The organism is Undibacterium sp. 5I1, from assembly GCF_034314085.1.
GTDB lineage: Bacteria > Pseudomonadota > Gammaproteobacteria > Burkholderiales > Burkholderiaceae_D > Undibacterium.
The window spans coordinates 93873-106485 of record NZ_JAVIWI010000002.1; the positions used below are offsets into that span (position 1 = coordinate 93873).

General features: G+C 46.5%; 19 protein-coding genes. 4 read left to right on the forward strand and 15 right to left on the reverse strand.

From position 1 onward, the window contains the following. Positions 1 to 5: 5 nt before the first annotated feature. The 3 genes from RGU72_RS21025 to RGU72_RS21035 all read right to left on the reverse strand — a co-directional run bounded on the left by RGU72_RS21025 (position 6) and on the right by RGU72_RS21035 (position 2065). The gene (locus RGU72_RS21025) at positions 6 to 317 is read right to left on the reverse strand and encodes a hypothetical protein (RefSeq protein ID WP_322121780.1); all 312 of its coding nucleotides are present in this window, start codon (positions 315 to 317) and stop codon (positions 6 to 8) included. A gap of 12 nt (positions 318 to 329) precedes the next feature. Beyond that, positions 330 to 512 carry a hypothetical protein gene (locus tag RGU72_RS21030; protein WP_322121781.1) on the reverse strand — a complete coding sequence of 61 codons (183 nt, stop codon included), beginning with the start codon at positions 510 to 512 and terminating at the stop codon, positions 330 to 332. A gap of 311 nt (positions 513 to 823) precedes the next feature. After that, on the reverse strand, positions 824 to 2065 hold the full coding sequence (locus RGU72_RS21035) for a transposase (RefSeq protein WP_322121782.1): 1242 nt from the start codon (positions 2063 to 2065) through the stop codon (positions 824 to 826). Between the two features lie 21 nt (positions 2066 to 2086). On the opposite strand from RGU72_RS21035, the gene tnpA reads away from it, so the two are divergent. Then, positions 2087 to 2506 carry an IS200/IS605 family transposase gene (gene tnpA, locus RGU72_RS21040; RefSeq protein WP_322121783.1) on the forward strand — a complete coding sequence of 140 codons (420 nt, stop codon included), beginning with the start codon at positions 2087 to 2089 and terminating at the stop codon, positions 2504 to 2506. Between the two features lie 67 nt (positions 2507 to 2573). On the opposite strand, the gene RGU72_RS21045 is transcribed toward tnpA, so the two are convergent. The 9 genes from RGU72_RS21045 to RGU72_RS21085 all read right to left on the reverse strand — a co-directional run bounded on the left by RGU72_RS21045 (position 2574) and on the right by RGU72_RS21085 (position 6697). Continuing rightward, the gene (locus RGU72_RS21045) at positions 2574 to 2945 is read right to left on the reverse strand and encodes a hypothetical protein (protein ID WP_322121784.1); all 372 of its coding nucleotides are present in this window, start codon (positions 2943 to 2945) and stop codon (positions 2574 to 2576) included. Between the two features lie 15 nt (positions 2946 to 2960). Further along, positions 2961 to 3239, reverse strand: coding sequence for a hypothetical protein (locus RGU72_RS21050; RefSeq protein WP_322121785.1), 279 nt, complete (start codon positions 3237 to 3239; stop codon positions 2961 to 2963). Between the two features lie 23 nt (positions 3240 to 3262). Further along, positions 3263 to 3628 carry a hypothetical protein gene (locus RGU72_RS21055; RefSeq protein ID WP_322121786.1) on the reverse strand — a complete coding sequence of 122 codons (366 nt, stop codon included), beginning with the start codon at positions 3626 to 3628 and terminating at the stop codon, positions 3263 to 3265. A 377-nt stretch (positions 3629 to 4005) separates the two neighbouring features. Next, positions 4006 to 4476, reverse strand: a complete 471-nt coding sequence (locus RGU72_RS21060) for a hypothetical protein (RefSeq protein WP_322121787.1) — start codon at positions 4474 to 4476, stop codon at positions 4006 to 4008. Then, positions 4473 to 4823, reverse strand: coding sequence for a type II toxin-antitoxin system PemK/MazF family toxin (locus RGU72_RS21065; protein WP_322121788.1), 351 nt, complete (start codon positions 4821 to 4823; stop codon positions 4473 to 4475). The genes RGU72_RS21060 and RGU72_RS21065 overlap by 4 nt, the downstream gene beginning before the upstream one ends. Further along, positions 4823 to 5071 (reverse strand): AbrB/MazE/SpoVT family DNA-binding domain-containing protein, encoded by a 249-nt coding sequence (locus RGU72_RS21070; protein ID WP_322121789.1) that lies wholly within the window; start codon positions 5069 to 5071, stop codon positions 4823 to 4825. The genes RGU72_RS21065 and RGU72_RS21070 overlap by 1 nt, the downstream gene beginning before the upstream one ends. A gap of 70 nt (positions 5072 to 5141) precedes the next feature. Continuing rightward, positions 5142 to 5294 (reverse strand): hypothetical protein, encoded by a 153-nt coding sequence (locus RGU72_RS21075; RefSeq protein ID WP_322121790.1) that lies wholly within the window; start codon positions 5292 to 5294, stop codon positions 5142 to 5144. A 211-nt stretch (positions 5295 to 5505) separates the two neighbouring features. Continuing rightward, positions 5506 to 6090 (reverse strand): phage protein NinX family protein, encoded by a 585-nt coding sequence (locus RGU72_RS21080; protein ID WP_322121791.1) that lies wholly within the window; start codon positions 6088 to 6090, stop codon positions 5506 to 5508. Positions 6091 to 6283: 193 nt separating this feature from the next. After that, a complete protein-coding gene (locus RGU72_RS21085) occupies positions 6284 to 6697 on the reverse strand; it encodes a hypothetical protein (protein ID WP_322121792.1) in 414 nt (137 codons plus the stop codon). A 205-nt stretch (positions 6698 to 6902) separates the two neighbouring features. On the opposite strand from RGU72_RS21085, the gene RGU72_RS21090 reads away from it, so the two are divergent. Further along, complete coding sequence (locus RGU72_RS21090) at positions 6903 to 8675, forward strand: TnsD family Tn7-like transposition protein (protein ID WP_322121793.1); 1773 nt, start codon at positions 6903 to 6905, stop codon at positions 8673 to 8675. 349 nt (positions 8676 to 9024) lie between these two features. Here RGU72_RS21090 and RGU72_RS21095 read toward each other — a convergent pair whose 3' ends face one another. After that, a complete protein-coding gene (locus tag RGU72_RS21095; protein ID WP_322121794.1) occupies positions 9025 to 9933 on the reverse strand; it encodes a LysR family transcriptional regulator in 909 nt (302 codons plus the stop codon). A gap of 86 nt (positions 9934 to 10019) precedes the next feature. On the opposite strand from RGU72_RS21095, the gene RGU72_RS21100 reads away from it, so the two are divergent. Next, entirely contained in the window at positions 10020 to 10430 is a 411-nt protein-coding gene (locus tag RGU72_RS21100; RefSeq protein WP_322121795.1) for a carboxymuconolactone decarboxylase family protein, read from the forward strand. A 109-nt stretch (positions 10431 to 10539) separates the two neighbouring features. Here RGU72_RS21100 and RGU72_RS21105 read toward each other — a convergent pair whose 3' ends face one another. Further along, positions 10540 to 11142 (reverse strand): replication initiation protein, encoded by a 603-nt coding sequence (locus RGU72_RS21105; RefSeq protein ID WP_322121796.1) that lies wholly within the window; start codon positions 11140 to 11142, stop codon positions 10540 to 10542. 183 nt (positions 11143 to 11325) lie between these two features. Here RGU72_RS21105 and RGU72_RS21110 point away from each other — a divergent pair, with 183 nt between their 5' ends. Continuing rightward, complete coding sequence (locus tag RGU72_RS21110) at positions 11326 to 12294, forward strand: IS5 family transposase (protein WP_322121753.1); 969 nt, start codon at positions 11326 to 11328, stop codon at positions 12292 to 12294. On the opposite strand, the gene RGU72_RS21115 is transcribed toward RGU72_RS21110, so the two are convergent. Next, positions 12276 to 12599: a cysteine peptidase family C39 domain-containing protein gene (locus RGU72_RS21115; RefSeq protein WP_322121797.1), complete on the reverse strand. Its 324-nt coding sequence runs from the start codon at positions 12597 to 12599 to the stop codon at positions 12276 to 12278. The two genes, RGU72_RS21110 and RGU72_RS21115, sit on opposite strands and share 19 nt — an antisense overlap. Positions 12600 to 12613 lie beyond the last annotated feature (14 nt).

The following is a 12613-nucleotide window of genomic DNA, read 5'->3' on the forward strand; positions in this document are numbered from 1 at the left end:
CCTTCCTAGATTTCGCCAGATTCAACAAAACGCTGTAAGTGCGGCAATAGCTCCACAACCTGCTCTTTAGTCAAATGCATTTTAGTGGTAAGTGACACCTCTTGCGGTATCGGGAATTCGACCCAGCCTGTACCGTCGCCAGCATCAAGACCGTGCGCGGCAGCTTGTGATGCCTTGATCTTAGGCGATGCGTTATTAACCCCAAGCCAAACTGCATCTTCGGTTGCAAGACTGCTTTTTTGCAGGCTGCAAGCGGCTCCGTATCTGTCTACGAAATCAATCTTTGCAAATCCGCGTGGCGTTCTTGTAGTTTTCAAAATTTTCCTCGGTTAGAACTGACCATTGAATGCAGCTTCAGCATCATCGGCAGCTTGTTGGTAATCATTACCAAAACCCCACGCCGTCTCACCACTTGAGGTTTTTAGACAGACAGCTTTTTCGCCGCCGTGATCTTCGTTTTCAATCGGGATTTCATACGTCTTCACAATCGTCAACCCGTTTGAAATATTCAATTTTGTTTCCACAATTTTCCTTTTGGTTTCCTACTGTTCGATGCGGTGCGAAGAGGGTGACCGATGTACAGTATCAGGTCGCATCATAAGTGCCCATGCAGTTTCTTGACAGCGAGGACACTCCCACTCAATTCGACTCAGCGAGGCATTACCATCAAACCTTGGAAACGATTCGCTTTCCTTGTACGGGATGTTTTTTCGTGATGCATGACCGATCATCTTACAAAGCAGTTTGCTTAAAAAATTAGGCACTATTTTTCCTATGTGATATTTTTAAATACTAATCGTTTAGCTTTGACATCCTCCCCGCCCTAAAGGACGGGGATTCCTACGGCGCTGCGCGATGATTTGCGAGTCGCTTCGGCGGGTTCCTGCTTCACTGAGCGGTCTGACTGCACCGACTCTCCACAGGCTAACAAGCGGTATCCCCGCTCTAAAATATTGATCGCGCCAACCACATCGGCGTGATTTTCATAGCCGCAATCGACACACAAGAATTTTGCTTGTGTGAGGCGATTGTCTTTCGATATATGGCCGCAGGCTGGGCACGTCTGGCTTGTGTGGTGCGGCGGAACGGCAAGCAACATGCCGCCGTGCCACTGCACCTTATACGCTAATTGTCGCCTGAATTCGCCCCATCCCTGATCGAGGATGGAACGGTTTAGGCCAGACTTCTGCTTGACCATCTTGCCGTGCTTTTCACTATTGCCTTTGGAAGACCTGGACATGTTCCGTACCTGCAAATCCTCAATGCATACGAGCGCGTGGTTTTGGCTGATCGTCGTTGTGGTATTGTGCAGGAAGTCTTTTCGGGCATTGGCGATGCCGGTATGAATCTTCTGGACTTTGGCTTTCGCCTTTTTCCAGTTGCTGCTGAACTTCACCTTGCGGCTCATGCGCCGCTGATAGCGAGCCAGGCGTTGCTGGTGTTTCTTGAAACTGTTGATCGGTGCGACGAAGCTGCCATCGCTCATGGTGGCGAACCGGGCAATGCCGACATCGATGCCAATGGCGGTGGTGGCCGTGGGTAATGGCTGTTCAACTTCACGCTGCGTCTGAATCGACGCGAACCACTTTCCGCTCGACTGACTCACGGTGACATTGCGGACCTCACCAAGAACATCGCGGCTGTTGCGGTAGCGAATCCAGCCCAGCTTTGGTAAAAACAGGCGATCGTTATCTTGGTCGAGTTTGATTTGTTTCGGGTCTGGGTAGCGGAATGCATCGCCGCTGCCCTTGCGCTTAAAGCGCGGGAAATCGGCGCGTTTAGCAAAGAAGTTTGTGTAGGCTTTGTCCAAGTCCTTTAAAGCATGTTGCAGTGCTTGGGATGGCGTTTCTTTGAGCCATGCCGTATCAGGTCCACGCTTCCAGATTGGTAGATTTGCTGCCATCGGCACGTAGCCGATGTACTTGATTCCGGCTTCGTGGTTCTGCTTTTGCAGTGCTAAAGCCTTGTTATAGACGAACCGACACGAACCAGCGAATCGGCGCATATCGCGCTGCTGTTCGCCGTTTGGCATCAGTTCGTATTTAAAGGCTTGAAGTCGTTGCATGATTCGATCATACTCTGGTCTATGAGCGAAGACAACAACGATATTAGGACTGGAAGACACTGCGTATTTAATATGCATGTGCATCTGGTCTTTGTAACAAAATACCGACGCGGCGTATTCACAAAAGAGATTCTTGACGACTTGCGACCAATATTCTCCAGTGTCTGCAATGACTTTGAATCGGAGCTTGTTGAGTTCGACGGCGAGGACGACCACGTTCACCTACTGGTGAACTATCCGCCTAAAGTGGCAGTGTCAAAGCTTGTGAACAGTCTCAAGGGAATATCAAGCTTGATGATTCGGAAGAAAAACTATCCGAACATCCGCAAGAAACTCTGGGGCGGTGCGCTGTGGTCGCCCAGCTACTTTGCCGGAAGTTGTGGGGGTGCGCCGATTGCAGTTATTCGCAAGTACATTGAGCAGCAGCAAACGCCGCATTAAATCGAGAATTCAAGGCAAGGAAGGCTTCGCCTTCCGCGCTTACATCCCCGCCCTGAAGGGCGAGGTTTTACGCGCAACGGATAAATGAGAGAACATAAACGTCCCAGATTAAAGCAGCTCGATAAACTCGCTTATTCCGAATGTCTCTCTTGTACATTGCAGCAAATAGGTTTGTCCATCTTTGACCATCATCGGAACAAACAATTGTTTCCCACTTCAAAAACAGAAAAAACTTATACCTCTCAATTTCACGTATAAATTTAATGGACTCTAAACTATAAAAAATACTGATGTACGGATTAGAAAATTTACCATCGCGCAAATGTCCATGACAGGAACCACGGCTTTCTATTCCAGCACTCCAAATAGTTTTAAGCAAAGGCTCAATCAGCAAATCGGCTCTAAACGTTTGTTTATAGGGCTGACCTTTATTGCTCACCATTTTTCCGATCTATTAGTGGCCGACATTGGCAGCAGCATCCATGCCAAGTACATACGCAAGTTCAATTTCAAGACGCGCTTCGTCGATTGACTCAATTGTCAGTGATTCATCTGTTGATTCCATTACCTTAAGCAAGATGTGCTTAACTTCAAATGGATACTTGGTCATGCGTCGCTGGGCATCCTCCAATTCTCTTTCATTATTTTGACTTTGTTGCTCAAGTTGTACGCTTGCAGCTAATGCCTGATCTTTCAGGGCACGCAACGCTTCAATATAAGAATTCGGTAGCATCATTATTCCTTTACGTCTAATATTCAGTTACTAGAGCCTCTTTCCATGACTTCAGATAGAAGGTCGCCGATATTCTTCGCATTTTGAAATAACCGAGCCTTTTCATCGTCTTCAAAGAATCGTCCAAGGCCGGTACTTAACATTACTTCGAACTGACCAGTCGTCAGGATATTGCCGTCCATGATTATGTTGCCTATGCTCTGGTGCTTGTGGCGCATCAGTGAATGACCACAAGCGTGAACAAGCGGCGCAAGCTTTGCGTCGATGTCGGGCTGCATGTCTTCGGCAATAGCTTCATTCAGCACGAAGTCAATACCGTGTGGATTCTGTTCAAAACGGAACAGGAAGATCGACACGTCGTTGCCAGCAATATTTCTCATGTTCGCCATCACGAATCTTTTCCCTTTACTAAATGTGAAGTGGCGGTAGGCGATGAACCCTGCTGATAAATTTCGTCTCAGGTCATTTGGAAGCAAACCATTCGAGACAACGGGACAATCCCATTTGCCATACTTTATCTACGTTTAGCCGATCATCACTCGGCACTCACCACAGCAAGACATACTCGACTAACATTCCCTGCCATACAGCGCTTTCGCGGTGGCTCTAATGCAAGTACATCTTGCTTTGGTGACTGGTTACGCCAGTCAAGCGTATTCTTGCAAAAAATTAGATTTGTCAACCGCAACATCTTGCATATTTCTGCATTTGTCAACTAGCCAGCAGGGCGTAATGTATCCTAGAAGCCGAGCCTTAAATGTTGAAGCTATCTCCGCTGAGCCTTGTGTCCAGACCGCGTGGCATTAGCGATCTTCTGCGCGGTGATAGCTTCAGCCCACGATTTGAACACAGTTATAGGCACTTCCGAGTCTGGGTGGTACAGCAAATATGGGTACTCTTCGCGATCACTCTTACGTTCGACCGGAGCCGTCTCAACTCCATTTCCGACATCTGCCCGCACGAGTGCAAGAGCACCCCGTATCTCCGCGACATGTTCCTCAAGGGCCTCCTTCCAACGCACAGGAAGCTCAACATCAAGGGGCATCCTCTTGAGCACCATTCGTCGTATGGTTTCCAGCCGCAGCGTTACCTTCGATACACTCACACCGAAGTCCACGGATATTCTTCGGTGTGACATACCGTTTAGCGATGCCTCGAATATGTCGATAGCGGCCAGCATCTGCTCCTTGGAATCTCTGAAATTGGTCAGGCTTTGCCTCATGAATTTTTCCTTCATTCAAAAATAATTGCTTCAATACGAGCCGCCACATCATCCACAATATCTAGCGGCACAATCTCTTTAAACTTCGCCTTGCGAATCTTCCAGTCCAGCGACTTCATTTGATGGCAGTGAACAGCGCCTTGCGTGTCCAGCCCTAAGCCCATCAATGTAACCACTGTGCCGTGTGTTCTGGCAGTATCCGCCGCACCTTGCGAAATCGGACAAATCATCGCCAGGCCTCGCGCATTGAAAGCCTTCTGGCTAATGACAAGCCCGAAGTGATTGCCCTTCATTTCTTGACCGGAGGCTGGATCAAACAGCAAATGCACAATATCGCCACGGTTTGGAACATATGCTGCCACTAGAAACACTCCCTGCCAACTGGAACTAGGTTATCCCATCCTTCGACCATTGGCAGTTTCCCCGCTGGCATTTCAGCCATTAAATCTTCCAATTTATATCGTTTCTTTGTGGGCGCATCAATAGTCATCCTATTGCCTTCTAATGAAAGCTCTACTTGCGAACCATCTTGCAAGTGATTTTGCTCAATAAAAGCCTTTGGAACTGTCATCACCAGCGAACCGCCAGCACGTCTTAAAGTCTGTAACATATTACCTCCAACTGAATCATAAGTATTATTATAGTAGGACTTTAAGTATCACTCAAGTAGGATTTTCATTTTAAATTACTTCAGCAAACATCTCTTTAAGTTTATCAGGCTGAACCTCCAAATACGGCATAATGTGATCCAATTCTGGATGCCTACTGGTTTCGTTTGTAACACGTAGAAGGTGCCTGATTTGACCAGGCTTGAGTGTGGTTGCTTGCGCCATGTGATCCTCTGAATAAGATGAATTGAAATTGCGTTCAGAGTGAGAATCACAAAGACTCTTTTTCTATGGTATCACGAGTGTTTTAGCCACGTTCCCGGAAAAGCCGGAAAAACAACCTCTAGCCTGGTACCGGCCCGCCCGCACGCCAGCAAACCGAAAACCAATAGACGAAAAAAACCACCTGGCCGCGAGGCGAGGTGGTTTAGTGGGATTAGAATGACGGAAAAATATAACCTAAATCAGGGTCAACTTCGTCCATCAGGAATTGATATGCTTCATCAATTGCTTCATCTTCAGTCTCGGTGATGATTGAAAAAGCTTCGGAGTCTTCAACGATGTATGATTTGAATTTAGCGTCGACTTTAGTCACTTCGTAGCCAAAGGAACGCAATATCTCAATCTTGCTTTTGCCAGTAAAATCATTGCTCTCTATAAGGCAATCGGGTACTTCTACTTCATCACCTAGAATCGACTCTACGCAACAACGGCATGCGGCGATGAGTGGTAAATTGCCGTAACCAAATGCCTCTGACTCATCCCTCAAAGGTGCAGGAGTCCAAGCAGCCCAACTATAACTTGTTTCGTTATCTCGATTTAAGCTGATCTCTTCACGCTGTATGATCGGCCCCATTAGCATCCAATCTTCGGAGTAGTCGGGTTTGTGCAATCCTTGAGCGTGCTGTTCAAGCACCCACTCTTTTACGCGGTCGCCATTATTTTGCAAATGTTGCAGTTCGCACTTTGCTACTGCCCAATTGAGTGGTGGCCCTATTAAGTCTGCTGTCTTGATTTTCATTACTTCTCTCCGTATAACAGAGGGAAATTTCCATGAAGAGAATTTCCCTCCATGGGTTTATGATCGCCTCGATTGAGGCGATTGATTGATTGGATCTATTCAGATACTCAGAACAGACTATTTTTCTTACAGTTGATTAGTTGATGGTGTAGATGAATTTATTCCTCCACCAAAACCATCGATATTCGACTTTTCATTGAAGCAAAGAGATGCATCCATCCATTAAATTTTTGATGTGCCAATCTGGTTGTTCATCAAAATAGACAGCTTTCACCTTATTAACGGCGTCATACACATCATCCCACTTAATTGAACGTGGTTTAATGAGGAAACAATCTGCTCGCCATTGAAAACTTTCTTTCTCTGAACCTTTACCTTCCCATTCTAAAAAACGTAAAGTTCCATATGAAAATTGAATGCCACTTAAATTGCACAAATTGTCTGATATTTGTTTGATCCGCTCTTCCAATATGATTTGAAGTTCGTCTTTAGTTCCATTGTCAAAGCGATTGTCAACAATTTGGGTAAATCGTATGCCCATTTTTGTTCGCTCGAAATAAACTTCAGAACACGTCACTAAGCCAGGCTTAACTTCTTGCGAACCCACACCACTAATTTTTCCGGCTAAAGATCAGAACTTTCATCAGTTTTCCATATTTTTACTGATTCGAAAAAGAATTAACTTCAGAACATAAAAAACGCTTCAGATTAATTCAATATTGAGAAGATTTTTCGATCCTTGGCATGCGACATATTTTGATGCAATATCTATTTTTAAATGAATATTTACGGATAGATTTGGATTTAAGTATATGCCAAGTAGCCAATCAGAGCTCTTTCCATTAGCTGGACTTCCGGAATGGCTTCCAAACGAACTTCTATTTAGTTTAGGAAGTCGATACCACCTATATTCTGCTAACTCCAAATCGTCAGCAACGTGCAATCAACTTTTTGGTGCTCCTAGAGCAGGTTATCAGCATGATTTTCCGTGCCGCATTGAAGAGTTTGCTCGTAGGTCTGGATATTCAATTGGAAGTGCCATTGAGATCATTCGTGAGCACACCATCCTGCCTTTTTACCTTCCATTTCGACCGGTATCTGATCAGGAATTAGCGATCTCTACAATGCAGGGCAACACGGTTCAATCTCTGAAATACCGTCTTGGAATTTTGACTAGCCGTTTTCGAGCCAATCATCCATTAAAAGCTTGCACTGAATGTATCGAGGCTGACAAAAAGGAACATCATATTGCCTATTGGCATTTAGACCATCAATATCCAGGAGTTTGGACTTGCCCCACTCATCGAATACCTCTTCTAGAATCTTTGGTCAAATCTAACGGCGTTGGGCGATTTCTTTGGTATCTTCCCAGCGAAGATATATTGACATCAGCACTTACTTTTCACACTCATGATTTGGTATCTCAATCACTAATCGAAATGGGAGCACTTTCGGAAATCGTCCTTGCATATAGTTGTTTACCTGCGGGATTTAATTTTGATGCTCAACGATTGCTTGAGACTTACCACGAGGGATTAGAGAATCATGATCTAAAGAAAAATAATGGCCAACTAAATTTAACAAAAATAGGACATTCGTACTTTCAAGCGATGTCATTTTTACGTGCCACTAATTTGGTAATTGGATTTCCAGAAAATGTACACCTAGCGGAAGTACAAATGAACCGTCTGTTGCGGTCGCCACGGTCTGGAACACATCCGTTAAGACATCTTCTAATAGTTAAATGGCTATTTCAAGATTGGTCTGACTTCATGAGTACCTACTCTAAAAGTAAAGGACAAATGAAAGAGGTGAAATTCGAATTTCCTGCGACTGTATCAGCGGAAACGCTGCCGCTAATCGATATTAGGCATGACCAATTTCTATCGCTATTAAAGACTGAAAAACTTTCCATTACTAAGGCTGCAGCACGGGTAGAAATTGATACGACCACCGGCATGGTATGGGCCACAAAGGCAGGATTTGCAATTTCGCGACGCCCGAAAGTATTAAAAGAAGAAATTCGAAAAAACCTAATCGCAGATTTACGTATTGGCTTAGATAAACAAACTGCATCGAAAAAATATTCTATTTCAATACAAACGATAACAACGACTTTACGCACCGAAGTGGGACTGCATCATTTCTGGCAGCTGGCTCAACACACAAATCGGTTAATTAAAAATCGCGCCGAGTGGGGCGCCTTACTTAATGGAAATCCAAATAACGGTGTGAAAACCATCCGTGCATTGGCACCAGCTATCTATGCATGGCTGTATCGAAATGATAGAGATTGGCTTAGAGAGAGAACTTCAAATCAAGTCTCTGCAATATGTGGAAATAATTCGTCAGTCGACTGGGACAAACGTGATCAGTTTCTGGCTAACGAAGTACAACGCATTGCATTAGCTATTTATGGTCTAAATGGATCTCGTAAATTAAATTTGTGGGAGATTTACCAGAAATTACCTGAGCTGAAGGCAAAATTGCAGTCACTTAATAGATTGCCTCTAACAAGAAGATCAATAGAATTTGTCACTTTAGGAGTATCCAAGAAAGCTAATTTCGATGACGGTCTATTCTAATTAAAACAGTTCGGGCCGAAACGACTAAAAATTAGAGGGTATTCTACGCAAGTACTTATAGCATCAATAGTTTTAAGGCAGGGAAGATTCAACTTCGAAGGGCGTCAACGTGAAGCTGCAATTTTATCGATGCATGTAGAATTTACGTGCGGCGCATTTTTTTGGATGTGAAACTGCTCGGTAACTTCCCCACTTTTTTGCAAAAGTCAGCGTACTGGTATTTTTTAATACCTGATTCGGCGAAGACTGCTGCCAATATCTGGAAGCAACCTTTCATACGCAAATCCTCGAAACTCCAAGAGGCTGGAATAGACTGATTGCGGTCACTCAGTCGTTGGGAACCAGACGTTTAAGAACGGTCCAATATTTTAGCCTTTACGAGATCAAGGAACGGGCGCAGAACAGGTGAAGGATTGCGCTCCGAATAGGTGACAGCAATACCCATCGATAACCTACTGGAGCGTTCCTTCAGCGCCCTGAAAGCGACGCCCTGCCGTTTTACTTTCTGCAAAGACGCCGATATAAGGGCGATGCCTTGACCCTCCGCAATCAATCCCAGCAGGATGTGATGGTCTTGTGGTTCCGAGATAATGTTAGGCTTGAAGTCGATCTGTTCGAAAAACGCCTGACAGTGGTCGTAGAAGCCCGGATTTAAGCGGCGCTCGAACCAAAACATCGGTTCGCCGCGCAGGTCATCGAAGCCGAGCCGGCGTTTCTGGGCGAGTCGATGGTTGGCGGGCAAGGCGACGACTAGGGGCTCCTCAAGGATTGTTTCTACCGTCAAACCCTGGGGATCGGTATGCAAGCCGATGAAGGCCGCGTCCATGATCCCGTTCTTAATGTCCCGGACGAGACTGATCGAATGCTTGCCCTTCGTAACGACGCGCCAGTTTGGGAAGCGTTGGCGAAGGCGGTCGAATACGTCGGGGATCGCGCTGCGGTCGAACACGGTCGTGTAGCCTACGACAAACTGCCCATCCTCGGCACCTCGTGCCGCTCTGGCCACAGCAATCGCTTTTTCCGCTTGCAGCAATGTTTTTCTTACTTCGGGCAGGAATGCCGCACCGGCTTCTGTCAGTGCTACCCCTGACTTGATCCGCAGGAATAATTCCACGCCAAGTTGATCTTCCAACTGGCGGATCTGCCTGCTCAACGGTGGTTGCGAGATGTGCAATCGCAGCGCTGCACGTCCGAAATTGAGTTCTTCACTCAATGCTAGGAAATAGCGAAGCTGTCGCAGGTCAATAGATTCATTCATACCGAAAAGGTATCACAAAAATGGTATTGGATGCATTGCAAAACGAGATATAAAGTGTGCCCACAATTTAACGTAAAGGAACTGAGATGAACAACGAACGCTATCTGCGGGGCTGGGCAAAGCTAAAGGAGGTTGATGGTCAGGCTGGTGAAAATGTCATTGAAAGTCTGCGCGACATCGCTCCTGACTTTGCTCGGCTACTGATTGAGTTTCCCTTTGGCGACATCTATTCGAGGCCTGGTCTCGATCTCAAGACGAGGGAACTCGCCGTGGTGGCGGCGCTCACCGCGCTAGGCAACGCTGCGCCTCAGCTCAAAGTGCATATCCACGGCGCTCGCAACGTTGGCTGCTCCGAGCAGGAAATCGTTGAGGTCATCATGCAAATGGCTGTCTACGCTGGCTTTCCTGCCGCACTAAACGGTCTATTCGCAGCCAAGGAAGTCTTTGCGCAGAATGACGAACCGCAGAGCCATATCGCACGGGCGCAGGTGATATGACCAGCATCTACTGCGCCGTTCTTGCCGCCATTGCCATGTTTGCCAGATCTCAGCTATTAGTCTGGTGCAACAGTCAAATTCAGACTGAAAGCAGCCAGTGAAGTGGAAATTATTGAAGGCTAATAGACTTACAAGACACCAAAAAATCCACGTGATAGTGTTCATCGTGGCGTACCCAAGCATTACCCTTCATAAAATTGATATGGGATTTTATGTAGTCTCCATGCTTTGTTGCAATTAGCTTTTCGATGTATGGGGGATCAATAATCACAAGAGCGAGTCCAGCTCCAAGTGCTTTGGCTGCAATGTCAAGTTGGTAAAGGTGCTCTGCGATGGTTTCAAAATCGATGCTATAAGTTTCGAATTTCCCGTCGGTATCAAAGTCGATGTTGTAACCGAACTTATTAGTTACGTTTGTGGGTAATGTTACTGAATGACCGGCATCATTGACAACTGGCACAAAAAAATCGACTGACAAACCATTCCTATGGGTCTTATGAGGCCTAATTCGACCGCCTTTCGCCCACCCCGTTTCGCCGTATACGAAAACTTTACCAGTTGCCGTTCGTTCCAAGGAGCGATAAGCAGTTAAAACTATCTCTGAAACCTTGGAGTGAACATGGTTTCTGCCAAGTGCGATGCCAAACGAACTGTATGCCGTGAAGTTTTTTTCCTTTATCTGGCAACTGGACGCCACTTTCGAGCCTTCCATTGCTTACCGTGCCAAAGCAAATGCTTTCCACTGCTCCAGCATTTGCTGAAATAAGTGAGAAAATTAAGACAAGATTCATTAGAGTACGGCGCATTTACTAAGGCCCCTTTTGGGGCGTTGGTGCACTTCAAACTCGAAAAGCGGTGATGTTACGATGCGGCCTCAATTTTACTGATCGCCCCGATGCCCAACAAACACAACGACGATCGCCGTCATCATATACCTAAGATGTCGTTCAAGGTTCAGAATTGGCCGGAATATGAAGCAGGATTACGGCGGCGCGGTAGCCTGACGTTGTGGATTGAAGACGCAGCATTAGATCAGTGGCAAAGCGTAGGGCCAAATGGTCAGGCTCGCTATCGGGATAGCGCCATTGAGACGAGTCTGATGCTGCGCTCCGCCTTCAAAATGGCCCTGCGACAAACCGAAGGGTTAATGGCTTCCGTGCTGACACTGATGAACCTGACAATCACGGCACCGGATCACACCACGGTCAGCAGACGGGCGGTCGGACTGACGGTAACGAAGTCACCATCCGCACCAAAGGGGCCACTCCATGTGCTCATCGACAGCACAGGTTTGCAGGTCTTTGGGGCAGGACAATGGCTGGAAGAAAAACATGGCGCGAAGTCGCGCCGTAGCTGGCGCAAACTACATCTGGCCGTCGATGTCGATGCAGGCATGATTGTCGCGCAGATCCTCACCGATCAGCATACGGATGACCCATCTCAAGTGGGGCCACTACTGGATCAGGTCGACGAACAAATCGACAAAGTCACTGCCGATGGTGCCTATGATGGCGCGCCCACTTATCAAACGATCGCGCAATATGGTGACGATATTGCGGTGGTTATCCCACCCCGTAAAACCGCCGTTCCTGGTACTCAATCGCGTTCGCCAAGTCAGCGTAATCGCCATCTTGACATGATCAATACAGAGGGTCGGTTGGCTTGGCAAGAAGCCACTGGTTATGGACAGCGTGCTTTGGTCGAAACGACCATGGGACGCTATAAATCGATCATCGGTCCTCGACTGCGTGCGCGCAGATTCGAAGCGCAAAAAACCGAGGCCGCCGTCGGTGTTGCTGTGTTAAATCGCATGCTCGCTGCTGGACGCCCAAACTCCGTCCGTAGTCAGAAAGTTCCTGCATAAATGATCGGGGTTGGGGTACTTTTTACTTCAACTTTTAAGTGCACCAACGCCGGTGCACTAGCTAACCGTTCGGGCGGTTGTAATACTTGCTTGGCAGAGAGTCCTAAGTATTTTGCAGCCAATAAAATTTTTTGACCAGTAAACGACTCTTGTCCAAACTCATGTCTCAGTTTTGCGGCATCAACAGCGACACCATGGAAGCTGGCAATCATCATAAATGCAAAAAGACCAGAATCTGTTATTTCTTCCTGCTCATTAGTGGAATCTGGTTGTATACCAGAGGCTTGGGTTTGATGGTCTGTCATTATTTCAATTCGTC

Coding starts and splice junctions, on each gene's coding strand:
- RGU72_RS21035 (WP_322121782.1), bottom strand. CDS start 2,065: ATGCAACGACTTCAAGCCTTTAAATACGAACTGATGCCAAACGGCGAA.
- tnpA (WP_322121783.1), top strand. CDS start 2,087: ATGAGCGAAGACAACAACGATATTAGGACTGGAAGACACTGCGTATTT.
- RGU72_RS21050 (WP_322121785.1), bottom strand. CDS start 3,239: ATGCTACCGAATTCTTATATTGAAGCGTTGCGTGCCCTGAAAGATCAG.
- RGU72_RS21055 (WP_322121786.1), bottom strand. CDS start 3,628: ATGGCGAACATGAGAAATATTGCTGGCAACGACGTGTCGATCTTCCTG.
- RGU72_RS21060 (WP_322121787.1), bottom strand. CDS start 4,476: ATGAAGGAAAAATTCATGAGGCAAAGCCTGACCAATTTCAGAGATTCC.
- RGU72_RS21070 (WP_322121789.1), bottom strand. CDS start 5,071: ATGTTACAGACTTTAAGACGTGCTGGCGGTTCGCTGGTGATGACAGTT.
- RGU72_RS21075 (WP_322121790.1), bottom strand. CDS start 5,294: ATGGCGCAAGCAACCACACTCAAGCCTGGTCAAATCAGGCACCTTCTA.
- RGU72_RS21080 (WP_322121791.1), bottom strand. CDS start 6,090: ATGAAAATCAAGACAGCAGACTTAATAGGGCCACCACTCAATTGGGCA.
- RGU72_RS21090 (WP_322121793.1), top strand. CDS start 6,903: ATGCCAAGTAGCCAATCAGAGCTCTTTCCATTAGCTGGACTTCCGGAA.
- RGU72_RS21095 (WP_322121794.1), bottom strand. CDS start 9,933: ATGAATGAATCTATTGACCTGCGACAGCTTCGCTATTTCCTAGCATTG.
- RGU72_RS21100 (WP_322121795.1), top strand. CDS start 10,020: ATGAACAACGAACGCTATCTGCGGGGCTGGGCAAAGCTAAAGGAGGTT.
- RGU72_RS21105 (WP_322121796.1), bottom strand. CDS start 11,142: ATGGAAGGCTCGAAAGTGGCGTCCAGTTGCCAGATAAAGGAAAAAAAC.
- RGU72_RS21110 (WP_322121753.1), top strand. CDS start 11,326: ATGCCCAACAAACACAACGACGATCGCCGTCATCATATACCTAAGATG.
- RGU72_RS21115 (WP_322121797.1), bottom strand. CDS start 12,599: ATGACAGACCATCAAACCCAAGCCTCTGGTATACAACCAGATTCCACT.